We start from the raw sequence: 23,571 nt of genomic DNA, 5'->3' as shown, positions 1-23,571 counted from the left end.
CCACGTCCGCCAACCGACAGAAACAGATATCTGATCAACGGAACAAAAATCATGGCAACAGAAATCCGCGTTCCCACCCTTGGCGAATCCGTCAGCGAAGCGACCGTCGGCACCTGGTTCAAGAAGGTCGGCGATGCGATCAAGGCCGACGAGCCTCTGCTCGAACTGGAAACCGACAAGGTGACGATCGAGGTGCCGGCGCCGGCCGCCGGCACGCTCTCCGAAATCGTCGTTGAAGCGGGCGAGACCGTCGGCCTCGGCGCGCTGCTCGGCCAGATCGCCGAAGGCGCGGGCGCCGCCGCCGCTGCTCCGGCCGAAAAGAAGCCCGAGCCCGTCGCGGCTGCTCCGGCCGAGAAGAAGGCCCAGCCTGCCGCTGCTGATCCGGAAATCGCAGGACTCGGAGACATATTGGGCGCTGCGATTGCGGCGAGCCGGCCGGCTCCGGCTGCTGCCAAGCTCATCGCCGAAAACAACCTCTCCGCCGACCAGATCGATGGTTCCGGCAAGCGCGGCCAGGTCCTGAAGGGCGACGTGCTTTCCGTGATCGCCAAGGGTACTTCTGCGCCGGCCGCCGCGGAACCCGCCAAGGTCCAGGCCCGCGCACCCGCGCCGACCGAGGATGCTGCACGCGAAGAGCGCGTCAAGATGACCCGCCTGCGTCAGACGATCGCCAAGCGCCTCAAGGATGCGCAGAACACCGCGGCGATGCTCACCACCTATAACGAGGTGGATATGAGCGCGGTCATGAGCCTGCGCACGAAGTACAAGGATGTCTTCGAGAAGAAGCATGGCGTGAAGCTCGGCTTTATGGGCTTCTTCACCAAGGCCGTCACCCACGCACTCAAGGAACTGCCGGCGGTCAATGCCGAGATCGACGGCACAGACATCATCTATAAGAACTTCTGCCATGTCGGCGTCGCCGTCGGCACCGAGAAGGGCCTCGTCGTGCCGGTCGTGCGCGATGCCGACCAGATGTCGATCGCCGAAATCGAGAAAGAAATCGGCCGTCTCGGCAAGGCGGCGCGTGACGGCGCGCTGTCGATGGCCGACATGCAGGGCGGCACGTTCACTATCTCCAATGGCGGCGTCTATGGCTCACTGATGTCGTCGCCGATCCTCAACGCCCCGCAGTCCGGCATCCTCGGCATGCACAAGATCCAGGATCGCCCGGTCGCCATCGGCGGCCAGGTGGTGATCCGCCCGATGATGTATCTGGCGCTCTCCTATGATCACCGCATCGTCGACGGCAAGGAAGCCGTGACCTTCCTCGTCCGTGTCAAGGAGAGCCTCGAGGATCCGGAACGCCTGGTGCTCGATCTTTAAGGAAGGGGCGAGAGCCCCTTTCGTTCTCCCCCATGCCAGGTTGTCGATGCGCACCGTTCGGGTCGCGTACCGGTAGGGGCATCGACAGGCACGGAGCCAGCGGTTAGGGTTCTGAAACGCACGCTCTGCGCGCATCCAATACTCTCTTCGGCACCATACGGGTCCTCGAACTATCGGTCGCAAACCATGAGCAACTACCTGGTCGAACTGGCATCCCTGATGGCGATCTTCACCTTCGCCATCGTTTCGCCCGGTGCGGATCTCGCCATGGTGATGCGGCAGTCGCTGGTGCACGGTCGGCGTCCGGCAATCATCACCGCCTTCGGCATCGGCGCGTCGCTGATGTTCCATGTCACCTACACGATTCTCGGCCTAGGGCTGATCATTTCGCAATCGATATACCTCTTCAACATCGTCAAATGGTGCGGTGTCGCTTACCTGATCTATATCGGCGTCAAGGCGCTCAGAGCCGGTGAGACGCATATCGCGGTCGAGACGGGGCAGTCCACCGGCGCGCCCAAGGGGCAGTCGGCGCTGAAGGCGTTCGGTCTCGGCTTCGCGGCCAATGCACTCAATCCGAAGGCGGTCTTCTTTTTCCTGTCGATCTTCTCGACCGTCGTCAGCGCGCATACGCCGATGGCGGTCAAGTTCGCCTACGGCCTCATTATGGCAAGTGCGCTGATCCTCTGGTTCGTCGCCGTCAGCCTTTTCATGACGACGCCTAGGATGCGGGCGGCCTTCACTCGCGCAAGCAAGTGGATCGATCGGGCGAGCGGCCTCGTCTTCATCGCGCTCGGCCTGAAACTCGCGACCGAAAAGGCTGCCTGACGATGCGTGGCGGCAAAGTTCTCCTCGCCGCGCTCGCGCTTGCGCTCGGGGTATGCCCGGCGCATGGCAGCGAATGCAGCCAGGCAAACGCGATCTATGAGGACCAGGCCGGCCATGAGCTCCGCTTCGAGCCGGTCGGATCCGAGGCCGCTGTCACCAGCAATCACTTCAAGATCAGGATTGCCGGCGCCAGCCTGGCTCTCGACGGGGTGGTCATGGCCGCCGGTGAGCCGGAACGTCCGCACGGCATCGTCATGCATGATTGCCCGACCGGCGACGTGACCGGTGCCGAGCTGTCGGCCTGCACGGTCTGGCAGGGGCCGATCTATACGGTCGACGGCGCCGGCAAGATCGGCCTGCTCGAAGCGGAGGACTCACCGGCTGCCGTACAGATCCTGCTTCCGGATTTCGGACCGTCGCTGCGCGCCTCGACCGCCTGGGGCGAAGGCAAGGCGCAGTCGGACAGTTCCGACGCTTTTCGGTTCACGGGATGCGCCGCATGAGCGAGCGCCGCGTTCTTCTCGTGACCGGCGGCAGCCGCGGCATTGGGGCGGCCGTGTGTCTTGCGGCCGCAGCCGAAGGCTGGCGGGTCGCGGTCAACTATGCGGCGAACGTCCAGGCGGCGGAGGATATCGTCGGCCGCATTTCTGCAAGCGGCGGCTTTGCGATTGCGGTTCAGGGTGACGTCGGCACCGAAGATGGGGTGCGGGCAATCTTTGCGGCGGTCGACGCGGCATTCGGGCGGCTCGACGGGCTCGTCAACAATGCCGGCATCGTCGGTCCCCCGCAGCGGATCGACGAGATTTCGCCCGAGCGGCTGGAGCGGATGTTTCGCGTCAACGTGACCGGCGCGATCCGCTGCTCCGCCGAGGCGGTGCTTCGCCTGTCGACGCGTCGCGGCGGGCGCGGCGGTTCGATCGTCAATCTCTCGTCCGTCGCAGCCGTGCTCGGCGCGCCCGGCCAATATGTCGATTACGCCGCTTCGAAGGGGGCGATCGAAAGCTTCACGGTCGGCCTGGCGCGTGAGGTTGCCGGCGAAGGCATTCGCGTCAACGCCGTTCGCCCCGGCATCATCGACACAGAGATCCACGCCTCCGGCGGTCTGCCAGACCGCGCGCGGGATCTTGCGCCCTCCATCCCCATTCAGCGTCCCGGCACGGCCGGCGAAGTTGCCGATGCAATTCTCTATCTCCTGTCCGACAAGGCGACTTACGTGACGGGAGCCATTCTTAATGTCAGTGGCGGCCGGTGACCGCCCCTCCCAAGAAGGATTATCAAATGGCTTATGATCTCATCGTAATCGGAAGCGGTCCGGGGGGCTATGTCTGCGCCATCAAGGCGGCGCAGCTCGGCATGAAGGTCGCCGTGGTCGAAAAGCGCAGCACCTATGGCGGCACCTGCCTCAATGTCGGCTGCATTCCGTCGAAGGCGCTGCTGCACGCTTCCGAAATGTTCCACCACGCCGCGCACGGCCTCGATGCGCTGGGCGTGGAGGTCGCAAGCCCGACGCTCAATCTCAAGAAGATGATGGCGCACAAGGACGCAACGGTTAAGGCGAATGTCGACGGTGTCTCCTTCCTCTTCAAGAAGAACAAGATCGACGGTTTTCAGGGCTTGGGCAAGGTTCTGGGCCAAGGCAAGGTTTCCGTCACCAAAGACAATGGCGATGAGCAGATCCTCGAGGCGAAAAATATCGTTATCGCCGCGGGGTCGGACGTTGCCGGCATCCCTGGCGTCGATCTCGAATTCGACGAGAAGGTGATCGTCTCCTCGACCGGTGCTTTGGAACTGGAGAAAGTGCCGGCCAGCATGATCGTCGTCGGCGGCGGCGTCATCGGCCTCGAACTCGGCTCGGTCTGGGCGCGCCTCGGCGCCAAGGTGACCGTCGTCGAGTTCCTGGATACGATTCTCGGCGGCATGGATGGCGAGGTCGCCAAGCAGCTTCAGCGGATGCTGACGAAGCAGGGGCTGGAATTCAAACTCGGCGCCAAGGTGACCGGTGTCGAGAAGTCGGACAACGGCGCCAAGGTTACGTTCGAGCCGGTCAAGGGCGGCGAGGCGACCACGCTCGAAGCGGATGTCGTGCTGGTCGCGACCGGCCGCAAACCGTGCTCGGAAAATATGGGCCTGGCCAAGGCGGGCGTCGTCCTCGACAGCCGCGGCCGGATCGAGATCGATCATCATTTCCAGACGAGCATTACCGGCGTCTATGCGATCGGCGACGTGGTGCGCGGCCCGATGCTCGCCCACAAGGCCGAAGACGAAGGCGTGGCGGTGGCCGAGATCATCGCCGGCCAGGCCGGTCACGTGAATTATGAGGTAATCCCGGGCGTCGTCTACACCCAGCCGGAGGTCGCTTCCGTCGGCAAGACGGAAGAGGAACTGAAGGCAGCGGGCGTCGCCTACAGGGTCGGAAAGTTCCCCTTCACCGCCAATGGCCGCGCCCGCGCCATGCTTCAGACGGACGGCTTCGTGAAGATCCTCGCCGACAAGGAAACCGACCGCGTGCTCGGCGGCCATATCGTCGGCTTCGGCGCCGGCGAGATGATCCACGAGATCGCCGTGCTGATGGAGTTCGGCGGCTCGTCGGAAGATCTTGGCCGCACCTGCCATGCGCATCCGACGATGTCGGAAGCGGTCAAGGAAGCGGCGCTCGCGACCTTCGCCAAGCCAATCCACATGTGACTCGACGGCATCGGCCCCGAAAGTCGGAGCCGATTTTCGGAAAGCACGGTTGGGTAAAACCCCCAGCCCTCGAGGGCTGCGGCGCACGTGACAACCGGGCTCCTGTGACAATTGGCCGGGGGCTGCGACAAGCGGCCCCCTGTGACAATTGGCCGGGGGGCTGCGACAAGCGGCCCCCTGCCTTCGCGCCCCGATCGGGCGCAATCATGAACACGCCACCGCAGCCATAGCCCTCCCGAAAGGCTGGCGCGTGAAGGAGGATTGGTGTTCATGAGACCGCGAAGCGTAGCCGCCCGCCTGCCGAACGCATGCTTGCCCGGCGCCGACTGGGCCGATTGCCACGAACTTCTGTTTTTCGGCGAGCGCATGAGTGCGCTCGAAGCGGCAAGGCGGACGCTTGGCAGCGCACCGCGCTGGGTGCGAAATCTCTTGGGATTGCGCAATCGGCTGACGTTGCCCCTCGGTCTCAAGGCCCCGGCACCCGCCGCAGATTCAGACCTGATCGGCGCCTTCTCGATCGTGTGCGAGAGCGAGCATGCCACCGTCCTTGGCTTCGACGACCGCCATCTGGATTTTCGTATCGTCGTCGAGGTGCGTGACGGACCGGCGGAGAGCCAGGTCATCGGCATCACGACGCTGGTGCGCCGCAGAAACCTGTTCGGCTACCTCTATCTTGCGGCCGTGACGCCCTTTCACAAGGCGATCGTTCCCGCCCTGCTTGCCGAACTAAATGCGACGCGATGACCGTCAATCGACCGGGGTGACTGTGAAACCCTGCTGGCGCAAGAGCTCGACGAGGCCATCCTTGCCCGGAAGATGCAGCGCACCCACGGCCATGAAGGCGTTGCCCTGCTTCAGGATCGGCTCGGCCCGGGCTGCCATTGTCCTGTTGCGGTCGATTATGATCCGCTGTTCGAAATCGGCATAACCGAGATCGTGGGGCGATACCTGCGCCGAGACGGCCTTCATCATCGGCATGATCATGCCGGTGTCGCCGGTGAGATAGAGATCGGTCGTCGTCGTCAGGACGTCATCGATCGTCCGACCGAGCGCGAGCGTGTCGATCAGGGCCTGGAGATGCCATTCGACGGGAAGCGAATCCATGGCCGAGAGCTGTTCGACCAGCGTCTCCAGGCCCTTCAAGCGCTTGCCCTGTCCGACGGCGTCTTCGGCGAGCTTCTTGTCGAGGAAGGAGGCGCCGGCCGCCTTGCGGCTGAACTCGCAGGCCGGCAGCGCCACGAAACTTGCGATCATCCACGGCTTCATTTTCGAGACCAGCGGCAGGGGAATGCCGCGCGCCTTGAGGCCGGCGGCGAGGCGCTCCCGGTCCTGCGGCTCGAGGAAATCGTCGATCGTCCTGTTGTCGGCGAACATGGTGAGGTCGGGCCGCATCATGATGGCGGCGCTGGCTTTCCTCTCGTCGATGATCTCGTCCGATTCGACGATCACGGTGGCGGCCGCTGCAAAGGCCTCGGCGGCGCCCGCGGGCATGGCCAGGACGCGCGGATCGGTCACGTGCATGGTTCCGAGCAGGAAGGAAGGGGCCAATCCGCCGCCTTCGATCTTCCAGAGCAGGCCCTTTCCGTTGGGCACGGCAGCGGCTTCCTCGCGCAGGGCTGCAAGCCGGTCCGGATCGGATTGTTCCAGACCTGCCAGGATATTGCTGCCGCTGCACTCCACCTCCTGGGCGGCGCGCGCCGGCGAAAAGGTGAGCAGGACGAGGACAAGGCTTGCGGCCGTCAGGACGTGAATGAGCGCGATCAGCCAGATGAGGCCGTCGGCGGCCTTGGCCGCGAGGGTGCGAGCGGGTCTGAGCATCGTCGTCATGGCTGTCTGTTCCCGAGTGATAACAAGGAACCTTACGCTTCCATGGTCACGGGACCCTTAACGGGCGTGGTTAACGGGCAAGCGCCGGATCATAGCTCCTGGCCCCAGCTCCTGACCCTAATGCATCTTGGCCAGGAGTGCGCCCCCGTTTTTCGATCAGGGTCGAGAGCGGGCCATAATTCGTTTGCATGTCCCTCGGCCGGAATGGCGTGTTTTGGCGCTTCAGGCGCGCGGGTGGGCGCGATCATAGATTTCGAGCAGCCGGGTCGAATCGACCCCCGTATAGACCTGGGTCGTCGAGAGGCTGGCATGGCCGAGCAGTTCCTGAATGGTGCGCAGATCCCCACCGCCGGCAAGCAGGTGCGTCGCGAAGGAGTGGCGGAGCGCATGCGGCGTCGCCGAATCCGGAAGACCGAGGGCGGCGCGCAGCTTCTGCATTTCGCGCTGGATGATCGCCGGCTGCAGCCTGGCGCCGCGGGCGCCGCGAAACAGCGGCTCGTCGGGGCCGAGGTGATAGGGGCAGAGCTGGCGATAGGCCGCAACCGCTTCGCTCGCCGCGTCGATCAGAGGAACGATGCGGGTTTTGCCACCCTTGCCCACGACGCGCAGCGAGGCGGCGCCGGCGATGTCTTCAGGCGACAGTTCGAGCGCTTCGGATATGCGCAGGCCGCACCCATAAAGAAGGGTCAACACCGCGGCATTGCGCGCGGCGATCCAAGGCTCTTCGGCCAATTGCGCATCCGTCGTCACCACTTTAAGCGCTTCGCGATCGGTGAGCGGTTTAGGCAGCAATTTCGGCTGTTTCGGCGAGCGTACGGCAGCAGCGCCTGCCGCGTTGGCGAGGCCGTTTCGTTCGAGATAACGCAGGAACGAGCGTAGACCCGCAAGTCCGCGTCCGAGCGTGCGCGCGCCCGCGCCGCCTTTGCGCCGCTGCGCGAGAAAGCCCCGGAGATCGGCAGGACGGAGGCTGTGGATATCGGCAAGCCGGGGAGGGCTGGCGAGATGCCCCGTCAGGAATGTGAGGAATTGCCGCGTGTCGCGTTCATAAGCCTCGATCGTCTTTTCCGACAGGCGGCGTTCTCCGGCAAGGCTGGCAAGCCACCGTTGACGCTCCGCCATCACCTCGGGATGGCCTATCACAAGAAGTTCGTTCATCGTCGGCCCGGTCCTCATGCGTGCCCGGACCATGCCACTGGTGCCTTATGTTTTTGCTAACGCATCGGCCCGAAAATCGCACCCGACTTTCGGAAAGCTCGATGCGCAGATTGAAAGAGTTGCGACGACTGTTGCGCGTCTGAAAGACGCGCGGCGCGGCAACATGCATTTTGTTTGATGAGGCACCCTTGGAATTTGTCATTGTTCGATCATATTGAACTGCGATGTTCGATCAGCAACAGCGGGTGGGACCATGGCGAGACGTGATTCGGCGAGCGCGCTGGCGCATTTTGCAGAGGCGATTGCCCTGGTCTCGCAGGGGCAGCCCGGCCATATCGTCGACACGCTGATCGCCGAGCGCGGGCGCAAGATCGCTCACCACCCGCTGTGGCCGGTGGTGCGGCCATTTCTCTACACGCTGCTCAACTACCGCAAGGCGATCGAATTCGCCGATTCCGTCGCCAACATGCAGGGCTTCCAGGCATTTGAGCATCTGAGTTCGGTTCTCTCGCTCGATGTTCGTGTCGACCGGCCGGAGCGAATCCCGGCAAGCGGCGGATTCCTGCTCGTCAGCAATCATCCGACCGGCATTGCCGACGGCATCGCCGTCTTCGACCTTCTCAAGAGCCGCAGACCGGACATGATGTTTTTCGCCAATCGCGATGCCATCCGCGTCAATCCGCGCTTCGTCGAGATGATCATCCCGGTCGAGTGGCGGGAAGAGTACAAGTCGAAGCTCAAGGCGCGCGAGACCCTGCAGGTCACCAATCGGGCGATCGAAGCGGGAAAGGCGACCGTGCTCTTTCCCTCCGGCCGCATCGCTTATTGGGCGGATGGGCGTCTCAATGAACGGCCCTGGAAAAGCTCGGCGGTGAGCTTTGCGCGCAAATACGGCCTGCCGATCCTGCCGGTGCACATGAGCGCCCGCAATTCCGGCCTGTTCTACTGGTTCGCCAAGTGGTCGACGGAACTGCGCGACATGACCGTCTTCCATGAACTTTTGAACAAGAAGGGCGACCTCTTCGACTTCCGGATCGGCAACCTCATCGCACCCGAGGCATTGGAAGGCGATCCGGCGGACGTCACCCGTGCGCTTGAGCGCCATACGGTGATCGAGCTCGCGCGGGATAGCGACGCGGTGTTCGCAGCACCCGCCGAAGCTGCTTGAACCGTACCTGCGATGGACACATTAGCGCCCGACCAAGGCGTCTCAGCCGGCCAGGACACAATTGCGAATTAGATAGAAGGATCTACACAAGGTCGGGAATTTATCTACATGCAGGCTGCGACCATGGCGATCAACGTGACCAATGAGAGGGCCGACGAACTCACCCGGAAATTCGCGAAGATCGCGAAGGTGAGCATTTCCGATGCCATCATCATCGCCATGCGCGAGGCGATCGAACGGCGATTGAACGTCGAAACGCCCGCTCAGACCGCAGCGCGGTTGCGCGAAAAATACCACGTCGAACTCAATGAGAAAGCCAGAAAGCCGCTGCCAAAGGAAGCCTTTGATGAGATGTGGGAGGCGTAAGGCGCGTGTTCGTCGACGCCTGCGCACCAATCGCCGTCCTGTCCGACGAAGGGGAATCGGATCGCGTTTCTGAGGCGCTGATGAAGGCGCAGACGCGCATTACATCACCGCTCGCCATTCTCGAAACGGCTCTCGCGCTTTCCCGGCCCGACAAGTTCGATATGGCCATAGAGGCGCTGGAACCGCTGATCATGGACTTTCTCGAAGCCCGGGCCATTGAAATCTGCGATCTGCCGCCTGCGAAGCGCGCCAACAATCTCGCGCTCTCGGCTGCACATCGTTACCGTAAAGGCCGTCATGGCCTCAATCTGGCAGACTGCATCCATTACGCATGCGCCAAATACTATCGGGTTCCGATCTTGGCGACCGATGATGAGTTTCGCGAAACCGATCTCGAGACTGTGCCATGAGGGCCTACTGCATATCTTCTTTAGTCGACCTCGGTTAAAGGATGAAGACATGCAGCAATTCAAAGCGCTACAGCGACCCTTGCGCGTCTAATAAGACGCCCGGCGCTGTAGCGCATTGGCCGTGCTTGACAGCGGCGCAGGCATGCAGATCAGGGGTATGGGGGCGGACAAGGCGCTGGAAGTGCCTGTCCCCCTCGGTGCGCGTTTTCCGGTCGGAGTGGCGGTCTCCGGGGGGGCTTCCGGGGCCTTCTGTTTTTGGCGCATTGGCTGAACCAAAAAGGCCCCGCATCGCCGCGGGGCCTTGATGTCTTCTTTCCGAACGCGATTCGATCAGCCGATCTTCTGACCGGTCTTCGCCCAGTCGGCCAGGAACATTTCGAGGCCCTTGTCGGTCAGCGGATGCTTGACGAGCGCCTTCAAGGTTGCCGGCGGTGCGGTGACGACGTCGGCGCCGATGAGGGCGGCTTCCTTGACGTGGTTGACCGTGCGCACCGAGGCGGCGAGGATTTCGGTCTCGTAGCCGTAATTGTCGAAGATGTGGCGGATCTCGCGGATCAGGTCCATGCCGTCGAAGGCGATATCGTCGAGGCGGCCGATGAAGGGCGAGACGAAGGTCGCGCCGGCCTTGGCGGCGAGCAGCGCCTGGTTGGCCGAGAAGCAGAGCGTGACGTTGGTCTGATGTCCGTCGGAGGTCAGCGCCTTGCAGGCCTTCAGGCCGTCAAGCGTCAGCGGCACCTTGATGCAGATATTGTCGGCGATCTTCGAAAGAGCGGCCGCTTCCTTCATCATCTCGCTATATTCGGTAGCCGTGACTTCCGCCGAAACGGGGCCGTCGACGATGTCGCAGATTTCCTTGGTGACTTCGACGATGTCGCGGCCCGACTTCAGGATCAGCGAGGGGTTGGTGGTGACGCCGTCGAGCAGGCCGAGATCGTTCAGTTCCCGGATTTCCTTCACGTCGGCGGTATCAACGAAAAATTTCATGGGAGCCTTCCTTTGGCACTCAGCCGTTCAGGCGCATATCCACTGCCGTAAGAACCATGGCGGAGATTGCGCGCGTTGAAAGTCGGGTGGAACCATGACAAACCCTGCTATCCACAAGGCGGCGGTTCGCTGCGCGGTTTTCTTTATCTGAAAGCGGTGGCAAGGTCACGGCAAAATGACTCTCAATTCAACCGATTTATTCGGGGCCGTACTCGACCGCCGCGTGGTGCCCGTTCTGCTGCCGATGCCGGCGCCGAAGGCCTATTCCTATGCGGTGCCCGATGGGATGGCGGTCGAGCCGGGTTCGATCGTGCAGGTGCCGCTCGGCCCCCGGCTGGTCGTCGGCGTCGTGTGGGACGGTCCCGACGACGGCACGGTCGACCGCAAGAAGCTGAAAGCGGTCGAGAAGGTCTTCGACTGCCCGCCGCTGACCCCCGACATGCGTGCCTTTCTCGACTGGGTGGCCGCCTATACGGTGACGCCGCCGGGCCTCGTCGCCCGCATGGCGCTTCGCGCGCCCACCGCCTTCGATCCCGAACCGATGGTGGAAGCGCTGCGCCTGACGGAGATGCGGCCGGAACGAATGACGGCGGCGCGCGAGCGGGTGATCGCCGCGGCCGGCGACGGGTATTCGTGGACCCGCTCCGGTCTTGCCCATGCGGCCGGCGTCTCCTTGAGCGTCATCGACGGTCTACAGGCGCAGGGCGTGTTCGAAACGCAGTTCATGCCGCCGCCGCCGGTCGTTGCCGCCCCCGATCCCGACTTTACCGCTCCGCGTCTCGAAGGGCCGCAGAAGCAGGCGGCCGCCGATCTGCTCGCGGCGGTCGAGGAGCGCAAGTTCTCGGTATCGCTGATCGACGGGATTACCGGATCCGGCAAGACCGAGGTCTATTTCGAGGCGATTGCCGCCACGCTTCGGGCGGGAAAGCAGGTGCTGATCCTGCTTCCCGAAATTGCGCTGACCGCCAGCTTCCTCGAACGCTTCCAGGACCGTTTCGGGGCGAAGCCGGCGGAGTGGCATTCGGACCTGGCGCCACGCACAAGGGAAAAGGTCTGGCGGCAGGTGACGACCGGCCAGGTGCGCGTCGTCGCCGGCGCCCGCTCTGCCCTTTTCCTGCCCTTTGAGGATCTTGGCCTCATCATCGTCGACGAGGAGCATGATCCCGCCTACAAGCAGGAGGATCGCGTTTTCTACAATGCCCGCGACATGGCCGTGGTGCGCGGGCGGATCAGCGACTTCCCGGTCGTGCTCGTCTCCGCGACGCCTTCGATCGAAAGCCGGGTCAATGGCGAGGTCGGGCGCTACCGGCCGATCCATCTGCCGACCCGCTTCGGCGACGCGGCGCTGCCGCATCTCGGCATCGTCGACATGCGCCGCCATCCGCCGGAGCGCGGAGGCTTTCTCTCGCCGGTCCTCCTGAATGAGATCGGCAAGACGATCGGCCGGGGCGAGCAGGCTCTTCTGTTCCTGAACCGCCGCGGCTACGCGCCGCTGACGCTCTGCCGCGTCTGCGGCCACCGCTTCCAATGCCCGGATTGCTCCAGCTGGCTCGTCGAGCACCGGTTCCGCGGGCAGATCCAGTGCCATCATTGCGGCTATGCGGAACGGACGCCGGAGGCGTGTCCCGAATGCGGCACGCTTGATCATCTCGTTGCCTGCGGTCCGGGCGTCGAGCGCATTACGGAGGAGGTCGAGCGGCATTTTCCCGAGGCCCGCACCATCGTGCTGTCCTCCGACCTGATGGGGGTCAAGCGGCTGCGGCTGGAACTCGAGGCGATCGCGAGCGGCGAGGCGGATATCGTCATCGGCACCCAGCTCGTGGCCAAGGGCCACAATTTTCCGATGATGACGCTGGTCGGCATCGTCGACGCCGATCTCGGCCTTGCCAATGGCGATCCGCGTGCGGCCGAGCGAACGTTCCAACTGTTGTCGCAGGTCACGGGCCGTGCAGGACGAACGGGCCTGAAGAGCCTCGGGCTGCTGCAGACCTACCAGCCGCAGCATCCGGTGATGCAGGCGATCGTTTCGGGGGACTCCGATGCCTTCTACGAGCGCGAGATCCAGGAGCGGGAACGCGCCATGCTGCCGCCCTTCGGCCGGCTCGCCTCCATCATCGTCTCCGCCGATTCCCGCCAGGACGCCGAGGGACATGCGCGGTCCTTGCGCAGCGCCGCGCCGCATGTCGACGGCATTTCGGTGCTCGGGCCGGCCGAGGCGCCGCTGGCGCTGATCCGCGGCCGCCACCGTTTCCGCCTGCTCGTCCACGGACGGCGCAGCAGCGACATGCAGGCCTTCCTGAGAGCGATGATCGCCGCGGGTCCGAAGGAGCGCGGATCGGTCAGCGTCCAGCTCGACGTCGATCCGCAGAGTTTCCTGTGATCGTGTGTTGCAAGAGACGGCCGATTCCCATAGCCGCGCATTTCGGTTAGATGGGGAGGCGCAACGGCGAATCACCTGCCGCATGCCGGAAATGCCGCAATCATGAACGAGGCGCCGCAAATCATCTGCCGCGGGGGAATGGACATGGAGTTCTATATTCCGACGGAAACCGGGGAGTTCGTGGCCTTCTCAGCGGCCGGCGTGGCGGCGCTGATCGGTCTCGTCATGCTGATCGCCCCGCGCCTTGCCTTTCGCGCGGCCGGCATCGGCCTTGCCGAAGGCCGCCGCGGCGGCCTGGCGGAGGCCCGGTCCACGATGGGCGGCATGCATGTCGGCCTTGGTCTCGGGGCCGTCCTGCTCGCCCAGCCGATGGTCTATCTCGCCGTCGGGGCCGCCTTTGCACTTGCGGCTTTCGGTCGCGCTCTGTCGATGATGAGCGACGATGGCGCAACTCTCTTCAACTGGCTCGCACTCGCCGTCCAGGCGGCGCTCGCGGCTCTTCCGCTTGCCTATGTCTTCGGGCTGATCTGACCGGAGTCGCGGGGACGCAGCGGAATTTACGGCAAAATCAACGCGAACCGGACGCGTAATGCCGCATTCCTGGCCCTGGCGTGTTGCGAGTCCAAACATCCTATGCTAGACGAACCGCGAATTGCGGGGGAAGTGGGTCTCACGGCCTCGATATCCTGCGAGTTATTGCAGCAAATTCAAGGTGTTAGGTGAGCAGTTCGCTGTCGCTGACGCTCTTGGATGATTTTGAGAGAAGCTTGTGCCCGTGGCAGACACATCCCAGCTTATTTCCGGTGTTGCAGAAAGATATGCCTCGTCGCTCTTCGAGCTGGCGCTCGAGGCCGGTTCGGTCGAGGTGGTTGGCGCCGAACTCGTTCGCGTCCAGGCGCTGATCGACGGCAGCGACGACCTGAAGCGGCTGGTCGTGAGCCCGGTCTTTTCCGCCGACGACCAGTTCAAGGCCGTTTCCGCGCTTGTCGAGAAGGTCGGCTTTTCCGGGCTGGTCGGCAACTTCCTCAAGGTCATTGCCCGCAATCGTCGCCTCTTTGCGCTGCCGGGCATCATCCAGGCCTTCCGCCTGATCGCTGCGCGCCACCGGGGCGAAATCACCGCCGACGTCCTGTCGGCGCATGCGCTCACTGAAGCGCAGCAAACCGAATTGAAGGCGACGCTGAAAGGCGTCACCGGCAAAGACGTGGCGATCAACGTCACCGTCGACCCGTCTATTCTTGGAGGTCTGATCGTCAAGGTCGGGTCCCGCCAGATTGACACCTCCCTTCGCACCAAACTCTCTACCCTTAAGCTTGCACTGAAAGAGGTCGGCTGATGGATATCCGCGCCGCGGAAATCTCCGCAATTCTCAAAGATCAGATCAAAAATTTCGGCCAGGAAGCAGAAGTCTCCGAAGTCGGTCAGGTGCTTTCCGTCGGTGACGGTATTGCCCGCGTCTACGGCCTCGACAATGTCCAGGCAGGCGAGATGGTCGAATTCCCCGGCGGAATTCGCGGCATGGCGCTGAACCTCGAATCCGACAATGTCGGCGTGGTTATCTTCGGTTCCGACCGTGACATCAAGGAAGGCGACACGGTCAAGCGGACCGGCGCCATCGTGGATGTTCCGGTTGGTCCGGAGCTGCTCGGCCGCGTCGTCGACGCGCTCGGCAACCCGATCGACGGCAAGGGCCCGATCAATGCCAAGCAGCGCGCCCGCGTTGACGTCAAGGCGCCCGGCATCATTCCGCGCAAGTCGGTTCACGAGCCGATGTCGACCGGCCTCAAGGCCATCGATGCGCTGATCCCCGTCGGCCGCGGCCAGCGCGAGCTCGTCATCGGCGACCGCCAGACCGGCAAGACTGCGATCATCCTCGACACGATCCTCAATCAGAAGGCCATTCACGACAACGGTCCGGAAGGTGACAAGCTCTATTGCGTCTACGTCGCCATCGGCCAGAAGCGCTCGACGGTTGCGCAGTTCGTGAAGGTGCTCGAAGAGCGCGGTGCGCTGCAGTACTCGATCATCGTCGCCGCGACCGCTTCCGATCCGGCGCCGATGCAGTATCTGGCGCCCTTCGCCGGCTGCACGATGGGCGAATATTTCCGCGACAATGGCAAGCACGCTCTGATCGGATATGACGACCTCTCCAAGCAGGCCGTCGCCTACCGCCAGATGTCGCTGCTGCTCCGCCGCCCGCCGGGCCGCGAAGCCTATCCGGGCGACGTCTTTTACCTGCATTCGCGCCTGCTGGAGCGTGCCGCGAAGCTCAGCGACGACAATGGCGCCGGCTCGCTGACGGCACTGCCGGTCATCGAGACCCAGGGCAATGACGTGTCCGCGTTCATTCCGACGAACGTGATCTCGATCACCGACGGCCAGATATTCCTGGAAACCGACCTGTTCTACCAGGGTATCCGCCCGGCCGTTAATGTCGGTCTGTCGGTGTCGCGCGTCGGCTCCGCCGCCCAGATCAAGGCGATGAAGCAGGTTGCCGGCTCGATCAAGGGCGAACTCGCGCAGTATCGCGAAATGGCGGCCTTCGCCCAGTTCGGCTCGGATCTCGACGCCGCGACGCAGCGCCTCTTGAACCGCGGTGCCCGCCTGACCGAACTCCTGAAGCAGCCGCAGTTCTCGCCGCTTAAGACGGAAGAGCAGGTTGCGGTGATCTTCGCCGGCGTCAACGGCTACCTCGACAAGCTGCCCGTCAATCAGGTCAGCAAGTTCGAGCAGGGCCTGCTTTCCTACCTGCGTTCGGAAGGCAAGGACGTGCTGGAGGCCATCCGCAAGGAGAAGGCGATCTCGGACGACATCAAGGGCAAGCTGAAGGCCGCTATCGACAGCTTCGCCAAGTCTTTCGCCTGAGCGGACTCCAACTAGGACGGACAACGGATGCCTTCACTTAAGGATCTGAAGAACCGGATCGCCTCCGTCAAGGCGACGCAGAAGATCACCAAGGCGATGAAGATGGTCGCCGCGGCGAAGCTTCGGCGCGCCCAGGAGGCGGCCGAGGCCGCCCGGCCCTATTCGCAGCGCATGGCTGCCGTTCTCGCCAATATCGCCCAGGCGGTCGGCGCGGACGACAGCGTGCCGCAGCTGATGACGGGCACCGGCAGGGACAACACGCACCTGTTGATCGTCTGCACGGCCGAACGCGGCCTCTGCGGCGGCTTCAACTCGCAGATCGCCCGCTTTGCCCGCGATCACGTGCGCAAGCTGCTCGCGCAGGGCAAGACGGTCAAGATCATCTGCGTCGGCAAGAAGGGCTTCGACATCCTTCGGCGGGAATTCGCGTCGCTGATCATCGACCGCGTCGATCTGCGCGAGGTCAAGAAGATCGGCTTCGAGAACGCCGACCGGATCAGTCACAAGGTCATCGAACTCTTCGAAAAGGGCGAGTTCGACGTCTGCACCTTGTTCTATTCCGAGTTCAAGTCCGTCATTTCGCAGGTTCCGACTGCCCAGCAGCTGATCCCGGCATCGGCCGAAACCGTTGCCGCCGAGGCAGGCAGCGCATCGGCGATCTACGAATACGAGCCGGACGCCGCGGCCATCCTCACGGATCTCATTCCGCGCAACATTTCGGTCCAGATCTTTCGGGCCCTGCTCGAGAACGTCGCCGGTGAGATGGGCGCCAAGATGAGTGCCATGGACAATGCGACGCGCAATGCCGGTGAGATGATCAACAAGCTGACGCTCAATTACAACCGTCAGCGGCAGGCGCAGATCACCAAGGAACTCATTGAAATCATCTCTGGCGCGGAAGCGCTCTAAGGTTACGAGAAGAGGGTAAGAATTATGGCTAAGGCAGCTACCCCGAAAGAAACCGCAGCGGCAAAGAAGCCTGCTGCTCCGAAGAAGGCAGCTCCCGCCAAGACGGCCGCTGTGGCTACCGGTGCTGTCGGCCGCGTCACGCAGGTCATCGGCGCCGTCGTCGACGTCGCCTTCGACGAGGGCAACCTCCCGCAGATCCTGAACGCGCTGGAAACCGACAACAAGGGCAACCGCCTCGTTCTCGAAGTCGCGCAGCATCTCGGCGAAAACGAGGTTCGCACGATCGCCATGGACTCGACCGAAGGTCTGGTTCGCGGCCAGTCGGTCACCGACACCGGGGGCCCGATCTCGGTTCCGGTCGGCAAGGAAACGCTCGGCCGCATCATGAACGTCATCGGCGAGCCGGTCGACGAAGCCGGCCCGCTGGAAACCTCGGCACGCCGCGCGATCCACCAGGACGCTCCCTCCTACGTCGAACAGTCGACGGAAGCGCAGATCCTCGTCACCGGCATCAAGGTGGTCGACCTGCTTGCGCCTTACGCAAAGGGCGGCAAGATCGGTCTCTTCGGCGGCGCTGGCGTCGGAAAGACCGTTTTGATCATGGAACTGATCAACAACGTCGCCAAGGCGCATGGCGGTTATTCGGTCTTCGCCGGCGTGGGTGAACGCACCCGCGAAGGCAACGACCTCTATCATGAAATGATCGAATCGGGCGTGAACAAGCATGGCGGCGGCGAAGGCTCCAAGGCCGCTCTCGTCTATGGCCAGATGAACGAACCGCCGGGCGCGCGCGCTCGCGTCGCTCTGACCGGCCTGACGGTTGCCGAACAGTTCCGTGACGAAGGTCAGGACGTTCTGTTCTTCGTTGACAACATCTTCCGCTTCACCCAGGCGGGTTCGGAAGTGTCGGCGCTGCTCGGCCGCATTCCGTCGGCCGTGGGTTACCAGCCGACGCTCGCCACGGACATGGGTTCGATGCAGGAGCGCATCACCACGACCACCAAGGGCTCGATCACCTCGGTTCAGGCGATCTATGTTCCGGCTGACGACTTGACCGACCCGGCGCCGGCGACCTCGTTCGCGCATCTCGACGCCACGACGGTTCTGTCGCGCTCGATCGCCGAAAAGGGCATCTATCCGGCCGTGGACCCGCTCGACTCGACGTCGCGCATGCTCGACCCGATGATCGTCGGCGAAGAGCACTACGAGGTCGCCCGTAAGGTCCAGGGCACGCTGCAGCGCTACAAGGCGCTCCAGGACATCATCGCCATCCTCGGCATGGACGAGCTTTCCGAAGAGGACAAGCTCGCCGTCGCCCGCGCCCGCAAGATCGAGCGCTTCCTGTCGCAGCCGTTCTTCGTTGCCGAAGTCTTCACCGGCTCGCCGGGCAAGCTGGTCGCGCTCGAAGACACGATCAAGGGCTTCAAGGGCCTCGTCAATGGCGAGTACGACCACCTGCCGGAAGCCGCCTTCTACATGGTCGGCTCCATCGACGAAGCCATCGAGAAGGCCAAGAAGCTGGCTGCCGAAGCCGCCTGATCCTGACATCGTAAACCGTGGCGCATGGCGCCACGGTTTTCATTCTGCCGCGGCGTCAGCGGTTGAGAACATGCACAGCCGCCGTTCGTTGCGGTGCGCTTACCAGAAGTGAATGGTCATGGCCGACAGTTTCAATTTCGAACTTGTTTCCCCGGAGCGCCTGCTGCTTTCCGCGCAGGTGACCGAAGTCGTCATCCCGGCAACCGAGGGTGAAATGACCGTGATGGCCAATCACGCGCCGACCATGACGACCGTCAAGCCGGGCGTTGTCACCGTCAAGATGGCCGACGGCACGAGCGAGCGTTTCGCCGTGTTCGGCGGTTTCGCCGATATCCTGCCGACCGGCTGCACGCTGCTTGCCGAATCGGCGGTCCATGTCGACGAACTCGACGTCTCGGTGCTCGAGAACCGCATCGCCTCGGTGCGCGCCGAACTCGAAGGTGCCGGCGACGAGAAGAGGACTCGCATCGAACAGTTCATCGCCGAACTGACCAAGCTCGGCGAGGTCGTCATCCCGGCCTGAAAGGGTCATCCCGAAAAGGGAGACTGACCAGGAGATGCAGCAGACCCCGCTTCCCGCGGGGTTTCTTGTTTGTGCGATGAGGAATGCGGCAGTGCCGGCGGGCTGCGTGGATTTCAACCGAGTGCAAACGAGTGATATCCACGACACCTACTGCATGTCTCCTTTAATCGACCTCGATTAAAGGGCAAAGACATGCAGCAATTCAAAGTGCTACAGCGACCTTTGCCCGTCTAATAAGACGCGCGGCGCTCTAGGATCGCCGGTCGTTTATGCGTGCCTAACAAGAAGCCCCGTGGCCAAGGAGTGGAATGCTTCGACAGCCTTGGGCAGCACATCCTGCGGATTGTCACTGGCAGCGATCCATAGAGCAGCATTAAGGGCAGCGCCGTTGAGAAGCCGAGCGGCAGCTTCTGCGTCAACGGGTTTGATGATTCCTTGTTTGATGAGCCGCTCTACGGTTCGCTCAGTCGCCTGCAGACAACCGCTCTGACTCGGCCACTGCGAAGGATCGCCCAAGACCGCAGGTCCATCGAGCAGAACGATGCGTTGCACTTCCGGATTAAGCGCCATCTCGATATAGGCCGCACCCTCTGCCAGCAATCCTTGCCAATCGCCTCCCGCACGTTCGCCTATTTCTTGCGCGTGCGACGCCATTTCAGAGTCGATCTGATGTATGACCGCCGCCAGAAGCCCACGCTTGTCTCCGAAGTTATGGTAGAGCGCGCCCCGCGTCAGACCGGCTTCGGCGGTCAACTCATCCATTGAAGCGGCTGAATACCCTTTTTCGGCGAAGGCCTTTCGTGCAGCCGCGATCAGCTTGACCCGATTCTCCTCCATCATCTCGGCGCGTCGTCTCGCCATCTCGTCCTCTATTTCGCATACGTCGCGTATTTTACAGTTGACATACGGAGCGTATATCTCATAGTTCATATACGTACCGTATATCAGCTTGCACGGCTTGTGAAGCTCGATGCACCGGGTGCGAGCCAGTGAAAAGGGATGAAAAAATGAACCACCGTGACGCAATCTTTCCTGCAAACAGGCATGCCCTTTACCAGGAGCACGGCTATTCGGCCGCCATTCGATCCGGTGACCTTTTGTTCGTATCCGGACAGGTCGGCAGCCGCTTAGATGGCACGCCTCACCCGGATTTCGAACATCAGGTGCAACTGGCTTTCGAAAACCTCAAAGCAACGTTGGACGCAGCCGGCTGCACGTTTGACGATATTGTGGACGTGACGACGTTCCACACAGACCCGGAGAACCAGTTCGGAACCATCATGGCCGTCAAGCAGCAGATTTTCAGCAAGCCGCCCTACCCAAACTGGACCGCAATCGGCGTGAACTGGCTGGCTGGCTTCGATTTCGAGATCAAGGTCATCGCGCGTATTCCGTCCGCCGTATGATCCTTCGCAAATATCCCAGATTTCGCGCCAAAGCCGGTGGCGTTGGAAGGTCAGGGGGGGGGCGGCAGGGATTTACAGGAAAGGCCAATGCTGGCGGTCACTGCAATGACTGCGTACGCAACCAAGGCGGGGGGGGATCAGAGAGTAGTTCGGAAGATACGGATCGGGCTCATCCCATTTAGCCGGTTGACGGATACGGATAAATTCCGCTCGACTTGCCTGAAACAATTGGCGTCGAGGGGAAGCGTCACATGGAAGACGGAGCCACGATCAGAGCGGAGTTTCATGGCAATGACATTGCTGTCTCGTCGAGGGACCCGCTCATCGGAACCCTTGACCTAACATCATCCACCGACACAACAGTCGAGGTCATGCTCGATCGCTATAGTGCGGAGGCATTGCTCTCGGTAATCGTGCAATTCCTTGCCCAAGGACAAGGCGGATATGCCCCAAGCAGCCCTCCGCTGCCTTCGAACTGAATCTCCGTTATCCTGAACGTTTTCCAACGCGGGTCGGAATGCACCCGGTGGCAACCGTCACCTCGCGGCCCGCATCGAAAACCTTCAGGCAAGTGGACGAGGGATCCTTGTCGCAAAAATCCGAATGAAATCGGCCCCTTTTGCGACTGGATTTTGGAATAGTCGGGCCGCGCGTCAGCTCGCCGCGCGCTCTGCCTCATGCTTCTGCGCGTAGTGGCGGCCGAAGCGGTTGGAGAGGAAGGTGTCGAGCGCGATATCCTCCTGGCGGATGAAGCCCTCGGTCGGGATCTTGTCTTCTGCCAGAAGGTCGAGCACGGCGCAGATGCTGCCGGCCGTGGTGATCTGGATGGCGCTTTGCATCCGCCCGGCCACGACGCCGCTATAGACCTTGTTGGCATAGGTTTCCTGGACCAGGTGTCCGTCGCGGAAGCCGGAAACGGTGACGAAGATGACCACGACGTCCTGCGTGGTGGTCGGCAGGGCGTTTTCCAGGATGTCCTTCAGGACCTCGCGGCGATGGCGCAGGCCGAGATCGTTCAGGAGCGCCTTGAAGATGGCGGCATGGCCGGGATAGCGGATCGTCTTGTAGTTCAGCGTGCGAACCTTGCTCGCGAGCGTTTCGCAGAGCGTGCCGAGGCCGCCCGAGGTGTTGAAGGCCTCGTAGGTGACGCCGTCGAGCGAGAATTCCTCGCGCGCTTCCATGGCCGGCACTTCGACCAGCGTGCCTTCGACGATGGCCTCGCAGGGCTCGATATACTCGTTGATGACTCCGTCCGTGCTCCAGGTCAGATTGTAGTTGAGTGCATTCGACGGATATTGCGGCAGGGCGCCGACGCGCATGCGCACGCTTTCTAGCTTGTCGAAGCGCTTGGCGAGATCGTAGGCGACGATCGAGATGAAGCCGGGCGCAAGCCCGCATTGCGGGATGAAGGCGGAATTGGCTTTTGCCGCGATCGCCTTGACCTGCCGGGTCGATTCGACGTCTTCCGTCAGGTCGAGATAATGAATACCGGCTCTAGCGGCCGCCTCGGCGATCGCGACCGTGAGGTGAAACGGTGCGGCGCTCAGCACCGCGAACTTGCCCTTGAGCAGATCGACGAGCGCTTGTCCGTCGGCGATGTCGACGACGGCCGACGAGATGGCGTCGTGCTTTGCGACGTCCTGCAGTTGCTCGGCGTTGCGGTCGACGACGCAGACACGGTAATCGCCGGAGTGGGCGAGCATGCGCGCGATGGTCGATCCGATCTTGCCGGCACCGATGACAACGATCTCTTTCATTCTTCTTCCCCCTGAGCCTTCCATTATCATTCTCCTCCTATCCACCATTGCTTTGAAGCGTTGAAATGACTAAATCGATGTGAGGAAATCGGCATTTCGCCGATCAGGATCGACATTATGCAGGTTACCGCCAAGGACCGTGAACTTCTCGCCATCCTCAGCGAAAACGCCCGCATGCCGACGGCGACGATCGCGCGGCGGCTCGGCCTCTCGCGCACGACCGTGCAGGCGCGCATCGAGCGGCTCGAGCGCGAGGGCGTGATCGCCGGCTACGGCGTGCGGCTGTCGGAGACTTACGAGAAGGGGCTGGTGAAGGCGCATATGCTGATCACCATCGCGCCGCGGGCCTTGAGCCGCGTCACGCCCGAGCTTGCGGCGATCCGGGAGATCCGGACGCTGCATTCGGTCAGCGGCAGTTTCGATCTCATTGCCGTCGTCGCGGCAAGCTCGATCAGCGAGCTGGATCTGCTGATCGACCGTATCGGCGAAATCGACGGCGTGGAAAAGACGCTCTCCTCGATCATCCTTTCGACCCGTATCGATCGCTGAGAGTCGCTGTCAGCGTCTATCGTTCCGCCCAGCGCCACCGGCATTCCAGGCCGCGGGACCGAGGACAAAGGTAACCGGCGAACCGTCGCCCGGCGTCAGCCATTTCTCCCGATCGAAGTAGGTCCCGGCAATGGTCTTCGCCCGCGTTTCGGTCCTTTGATTGGCAAGGAAGTTGTAACGCGGGGTTTCGCCGGATTCTTGGGCGAACCGGATGCGGCTGCCGAAGCGCTCAAGATCGAACGCGTCGAGCGCCTGGATCTTGAGCGCGATGCTCTCGCGGTCGGCCCAGCGCACATGGGTGAGAAACACCGATGCGGCCCGTGCCGCAGCGCTGGTCACGGCCTGGGCGTCTTCGGGATGTTCGATGTTCAACTTCACCCGGAAGGAGGAGATCTCGTCCTGGTCGCTGCCCTTCACGAAGATGAAGATCGACGAGCTCTTCTCCTCCCCCGGCCGTGGGAAGGGGACGAGCGAGGAGCACTCCCAGCGGCCGCTTTCGGCGGCCGTCCATTCGAGATTGCGGAAGCCGGCATCGCGCAGGCCGTCGCAAAGCGCTCGCGGATTGCTGCGGATCTGCCGGAGGAACTGCTGCTCCGGCGCATCGAGATCCGCAAAGATACGCTCCGGAAGCATCACCTGCGGCGGTGGCATGCGCGGCGGTGGGCGAGGTGGCGCGGGCGGTTCTTCCGGTTCCGGTGTGCTTGCCGGTAGTCCCAGTGCGGCCAGAAGCTGCTTCAGATTACGCTGCTCGTTTGCAAGAAGCACGGTGGCCAGGATCGCCGTGAAGATCAGCGCGACGGCACCCGTGAAGAAAGCAATGCCGGCGCGGCCCCTATGCTTTCTCTCCATCGGTCTGCAACTCACTTTCACTCAACTGAAAGGGCGCACAATAGGGGA

The 23,571-nt window shown here is 62.8% G+C and carries 24 protein-coding genes; 18 read left to right on the top strand and 6 right to left on the bottom strand.

What is annotated here, in order from left to right:
* The first annotated feature begins 51 nt into the window (after positions 1–51).
* The 6 genes from odhB (at position 52) to AC4P1R_RS14250 (ending at position 5,580) form a co-directional block, all read left to right on the top strand.
* Positions 52–1,323 (top strand): 2-oxoglutarate dehydrogenase complex dihydrolipoyllysine-residue succinyltransferase, encoded by a 1,272-nt coding sequence (gene odhB, locus AC4P1R_RS14275; RefSeq protein WP_151611687.1) that lies wholly within the window; start codon positions 52–54, stop codon positions 1,321–1,323.
* Positions 1,324–1,509: 186 nt separating this feature from the next.
* Complete coding sequence (locus AC4P1R_RS14270) at positions 1,510–2,151, top strand: LysE family translocator (protein ID WP_492177124.1); 642 nt, start codon at positions 1,510–1,512, stop codon at positions 2,149–2,151.
* Between the two features lie 2 nt (positions 2,152–2,153).
* The gene (locus tag AC4P1R_RS14265) at positions 2,154–2,654 is read left to right on the top strand and encodes a hypothetical protein (RefSeq protein WP_492177123.1); all 501 of its coding nucleotides are present in this window, start codon (positions 2,154–2,156) and stop codon (positions 2,652–2,654) included.
* The gene (locus AC4P1R_RS14260) at positions 2,651–3,403 is read left to right on the top strand and encodes an SDR family oxidoreductase (RefSeq protein WP_069458696.1); all 753 of its coding nucleotides are present in this window, start codon (positions 2,651–2,653) and stop codon (positions 3,401–3,403) included. Before AC4P1R_RS14265 ends, AC4P1R_RS14260 begins: the two co-directional genes overlap by 4 nt.
* A gap of 26 nt (positions 3,404–3,429) precedes the next feature.
* Entirely contained in the window at positions 3,430–4,836 is a 1,407-nt protein-coding gene (gene lpdA / locus AC4P1R_RS14255; RefSeq protein WP_069458695.1) for a dihydrolipoyl dehydrogenase, read from the top strand.
* 270 nt (positions 4,837–5,106) lie between these two features.
* A complete protein-coding gene (locus AC4P1R_RS14250) occupies positions 5,107–5,580 on the top strand; it encodes a DUF2867 domain-containing protein (RefSeq protein ID WP_069458694.1) in 474 nt (157 codons plus the stop codon).
* A 3-nt stretch (positions 5,581–5,583) separates the two neighbouring features.
* Here AC4P1R_RS14250 and AC4P1R_RS14245 read toward each other — a convergent pair whose 3' ends face one another.
* Positions 5,584–6,663 carry a TraB/GumN family protein gene (locus tag AC4P1R_RS14245; RefSeq protein WP_069458693.1) on the bottom strand — a complete coding sequence of 360 codons (1,080 nt, stop codon included), beginning with the start codon at positions 6,661–6,663 and terminating at the stop codon, positions 5,584–5,586.
* A 222-nt stretch (positions 6,664–6,885) separates the two neighbouring features.
* On the bottom strand, positions 6,886–7,818 hold the full coding sequence (locus tag AC4P1R_RS14240; RefSeq protein ID WP_273362137.1) for a tyrosine recombinase XerC: 933 nt from the start codon (positions 7,816–7,818) through the stop codon (positions 6,886–6,888).
* A gap of 253 nt (positions 7,819–8,071) precedes the next feature.
* On the opposite strand from AC4P1R_RS14240, the gene AC4P1R_RS14235 reads away from it, so the two are divergent.
* The 3 genes from AC4P1R_RS14235 to AC4P1R_RS14225 all read left to right on the top strand — a co-directional run bounded on the left by AC4P1R_RS14235 (position 8,072) and on the right by AC4P1R_RS14225 (position 9,762).
* On the top strand, positions 8,072–8,986 hold the full coding sequence (locus AC4P1R_RS14235) for a GNAT family N-acetyltransferase (RefSeq protein ID WP_069458691.1): 915 nt from the start codon (positions 8,072–8,074) through the stop codon (positions 8,984–8,986).
* 108 nt (positions 8,987–9,094) lie between these two features.
* Positions 9,095–9,352, top strand: coding sequence for a type II toxin-antitoxin system VapB family antitoxin (locus AC4P1R_RS14230; protein ID WP_255642815.1), 258 nt, complete (start codon positions 9,095–9,097; stop codon positions 9,350–9,352).
* A gap of 5 nt (positions 9,353–9,357) precedes the next feature.
* Positions 9,358–9,762, top strand: coding sequence for a type II toxin-antitoxin system VapC family toxin (locus AC4P1R_RS14225; protein ID WP_225191938.1), 405 nt, complete (start codon positions 9,358–9,360; stop codon positions 9,760–9,762).
* 330 nt (positions 9,763–10,092) lie between these two features.
* Here the strand turns inward: AC4P1R_RS14225 and fsa are convergent, their stop codons facing one another.
* Positions 10,093–10,746, bottom strand: a complete 654-nt coding sequence (fsa, locus tag AC4P1R_RS14220) for a fructose-6-phosphate aldolase (protein WP_069458689.1) — start codon at positions 10,744–10,746, stop codon at positions 10,093–10,095.
* A gap of 175 nt (positions 10,747–10,921) precedes the next feature.
* Here fsa and AC4P1R_RS14215 point away from each other — a divergent pair, with 175 nt between their 5' ends.
* The 7 genes from AC4P1R_RS14215 (at position 10,922) to AC4P1R_RS14185 (ending at position 18,962) form a co-directional block, all read left to right on the top strand.
* Positions 10,922–13,126, top strand: a complete 2,205-nt coding sequence (locus AC4P1R_RS14215) for a primosomal protein N' (protein WP_225191939.1) — start codon at positions 10,922–10,924, stop codon at positions 13,124–13,126.
* Positions 13,127–13,270: 144 nt separating this feature from the next.
* Positions 13,271–13,657: an AGROH133_08824 family phage infection protein gene (locus AC4P1R_RS14210; protein ID WP_225191940.1), complete on the top strand. Its 387-nt coding sequence runs from the start codon at positions 13,271–13,273 to the stop codon at positions 13,655–13,657.
* Positions 13,658–13,895: 238 nt separating this feature from the next.
* Positions 13,896–14,462, top strand: coding sequence for a F0F1 ATP synthase subunit delta (locus AC4P1R_RS14205; protein WP_225191941.1), 567 nt, complete (start codon positions 13,896–13,898; stop codon positions 14,460–14,462).
* Positions 14,462–15,991 (top strand): F0F1 ATP synthase subunit alpha, encoded by a 1,530-nt coding sequence (gene atpA, locus AC4P1R_RS14200; protein ID WP_069458686.1) that lies wholly within the window; start codon positions 14,462–14,464, stop codon positions 15,989–15,991. The genes AC4P1R_RS14205 and atpA overlap by 1 nt, the downstream gene beginning before the upstream one ends.
* A gap of 27 nt (positions 15,992–16,018) precedes the next feature.
* Positions 16,019–16,900 carry a F0F1 ATP synthase subunit gamma gene (locus tag AC4P1R_RS14195; protein WP_069458685.1) on the top strand — a complete coding sequence of 294 codons (882 nt, stop codon included), beginning with the start codon at positions 16,019–16,021 and terminating at the stop codon, positions 16,898–16,900.
* 24 nt (positions 16,901–16,924) lie between these two features.
* A complete protein-coding gene (atpD, locus tag AC4P1R_RS14190; RefSeq protein ID WP_083265329.1) occupies positions 16,925–18,439 on the top strand; it encodes a F0F1 ATP synthase subunit beta in 1,515 nt (504 codons plus the stop codon).
* Positions 18,440–18,557: 118 nt separating this feature from the next.
* Positions 18,558–18,962 (top strand): F0F1 ATP synthase subunit epsilon, encoded by a 405-nt coding sequence (locus AC4P1R_RS14185; protein WP_069458952.1) that lies wholly within the window; start codon positions 18,558–18,560, stop codon positions 18,960–18,962.
* A 267-nt stretch (positions 18,963–19,229) separates the two neighbouring features.
* On the opposite strand, the gene AC4P1R_RS14180 is transcribed toward AC4P1R_RS14185, so the two are convergent.
* The gene (locus tag AC4P1R_RS14180; protein ID WP_069458951.1) at positions 19,230–19,823 is read right to left on the bottom strand and encodes a TetR/AcrR family transcriptional regulator; all 594 of its coding nucleotides are present in this window, start codon (positions 19,821–19,823) and stop codon (positions 19,230–19,232) included.
* 146 nt (positions 19,824–19,969) lie between these two features.
* On the opposite strand from AC4P1R_RS14180, the gene AC4P1R_RS14175 reads away from it, so the two are divergent.
* Positions 19,970–20,368: a RidA family protein gene (locus tag AC4P1R_RS14175; protein WP_069458684.1), complete on the top strand. Its 399-nt coding sequence runs from the start codon at positions 19,970–19,972 to the stop codon at positions 20,366–20,368.
* Between the two features lie 653 nt (positions 20,369–21,021).
* Here the strand turns inward: AC4P1R_RS14175 and AC4P1R_RS14170 are convergent.
* The gene (locus AC4P1R_RS14170; RefSeq protein ID WP_151611678.1) at positions 21,022–22,125 is read right to left on the bottom strand and encodes a saccharopine dehydrogenase family protein; all 1,104 of its coding nucleotides are present in this window, start codon (positions 22,123–22,125) and stop codon (positions 21,022–21,024) included.
* A gap of 117 nt (positions 22,126–22,242) precedes the next feature.
* On the opposite strand from AC4P1R_RS14170, the gene AC4P1R_RS14165 reads away from it, so the two are divergent.
* On the top strand, positions 22,243–22,674 hold the full coding sequence (locus tag AC4P1R_RS14165) for an Lrp/AsnC family transcriptional regulator (RefSeq protein WP_151611677.1): 432 nt from the start codon (positions 22,243–22,245) through the stop codon (positions 22,672–22,674).
* A 9-nt stretch (positions 22,675–22,683) separates the two neighbouring features.
* Here the strand turns inward: AC4P1R_RS14165 and AC4P1R_RS14160 are convergent, their stop codons facing one another.
* On the bottom strand, positions 22,684–23,523 hold the full coding sequence (locus AC4P1R_RS14160) for a DUF6030 family protein (protein WP_151611676.1): 840 nt from the start codon (positions 23,521–23,523) through the stop codon (positions 22,684–22,686).
* Between the last annotated feature and the right edge of the window lie 48 nt (positions 23,524–23,571).

This window comes from Sinorhizobium sp. Y406 (genome assembly GCF_058732025.1).
This window is presented reverse-complemented; position numbering and strand designations above follow the sequence as displayed.

What these genes read in the sequence shown, in the direction of transcription:
- odhB (WP_151611687.1), top strand. Translation starts at nt 52, where the DNA reads ATGGCAACAGAAATCCGCGTTCCCACCCTTGGCGAATCCGTCAGCGAA.
- AC4P1R_RS14270 (WP_492177124.1), top strand. Translation starts at nt 1,510, where the DNA reads ATGAGCAACTACCTGGTCGAACTGGCATCCCTGATGGCGATCTTCACC.
- AC4P1R_RS14265 (WP_492177123.1), top strand. Translation starts at nt 2,154, where the DNA reads ATGCGTGGCGGCAAAGTTCTCCTCGCCGCGCTCGCGCTTGCGCTCGGG.
- AC4P1R_RS14260 (WP_069458696.1), top strand. Translation starts at nt 2,651, where the DNA reads ATGAGCGAGCGCCGCGTTCTTCTCGTGACCGGCGGCAGCCGCGGCATT.
- lpdA (WP_069458695.1), top strand. Translation starts at nt 3,430, where the DNA reads ATGGCTTATGATCTCATCGTAATCGGAAGCGGTCCGGGGGGCTATGTC.
- AC4P1R_RS14250 (WP_069458694.1), top strand. Translation starts at nt 5,107, where the DNA reads ATGAGACCGCGAAGCGTAGCCGCCCGCCTGCCGAACGCATGCTTGCCC.
- AC4P1R_RS14245 (WP_069458693.1), bottom strand. Translation starts at nt 6,663, where the DNA reads ATGACGACGATGCTCAGACCCGCTCGCACCCTCGCGGCCAAGGCCGCC.
- AC4P1R_RS14240 (WP_273362137.1), bottom strand. Translation starts at nt 7,818, where the DNA reads ATGAACGAACTTCTTGTGATAGGCCATCCCGAGGTGATGGCGGAGCGT.
- AC4P1R_RS14235 (WP_069458691.1), top strand. Translation starts at nt 8,072, where the DNA reads ATGGCGAGACGTGATTCGGCGAGCGCGCTGGCGCATTTTGCAGAGGCG.
- AC4P1R_RS14230 (WP_255642815.1), top strand. Translation starts at nt 9,095, where the DNA reads ATGCAGGCTGCGACCATGGCGATCAACGTGACCAATGAGAGGGCCGAC.
- fsa (WP_069458689.1), bottom strand. Translation starts at nt 10,746, where the DNA reads ATGAAATTTTTCGTTGATACCGCCGACGTGAAGGAAATCCGGGAACTG.
- AC4P1R_RS14215 (WP_225191939.1), top strand. Translation starts at nt 10,922, where the DNA reads ATGACTCTCAATTCAACCGATTTATTCGGGGCCGTACTCGACCGCCGC.
- AC4P1R_RS14210 (WP_225191940.1), top strand. Translation starts at nt 13,271, where the DNA reads ATGGAGTTCTATATTCCGACGGAAACCGGGGAGTTCGTGGCCTTCTCA.
- atpA (WP_069458686.1), top strand. Translation starts at nt 14,462, where the DNA reads ATGGATATCCGCGCCGCGGAAATCTCCGCAATTCTCAAAGATCAGATC.
- AC4P1R_RS14195 (WP_069458685.1), top strand. Translation starts at nt 16,019, where the DNA reads ATGCCTTCACTTAAGGATCTGAAGAACCGGATCGCCTCCGTCAAGGCG.
- atpD (WP_083265329.1), top strand. Translation starts at nt 16,925, where the DNA reads ATGGCTAAGGCAGCTACCCCGAAAGAAACCGCAGCGGCAAAGAAGCCT.
- AC4P1R_RS14185 (WP_069458952.1), top strand. Translation starts at nt 18,558, where the DNA reads ATGGCCGACAGTTTCAATTTCGAACTTGTTTCCCCGGAGCGCCTGCTG.
- AC4P1R_RS14180 (WP_069458951.1), bottom strand. Translation starts at nt 19,823, where the DNA reads ATGGCGAGACGACGCGCCGAGATGATGGAGGAGAATCGGGTCAAGCTG.
- AC4P1R_RS14175 (WP_069458684.1), top strand. Translation starts at nt 19,970, where the DNA reads ATGAACCACCGTGACGCAATCTTTCCTGCAAACAGGCATGCCCTTTAC.
- AC4P1R_RS14170 (WP_151611678.1), bottom strand. Translation starts at nt 22,125, where the DNA reads ATGAAAGAGATCGTTGTCATCGGTGCCGGCAAGATCGGATCGACCATC.
- AC4P1R_RS14165 (WP_151611677.1), top strand. Translation starts at nt 22,243, where the DNA reads ATGCAGGTTACCGCCAAGGACCGTGAACTTCTCGCCATCCTCAGCGAA.
- AC4P1R_RS14160 (WP_151611676.1), bottom strand. Translation starts at nt 23,523, where the DNA reads ATGGAGAGAAAGCATAGGGGCCGCGCCGGCATTGCTTTCTTCACGGGT.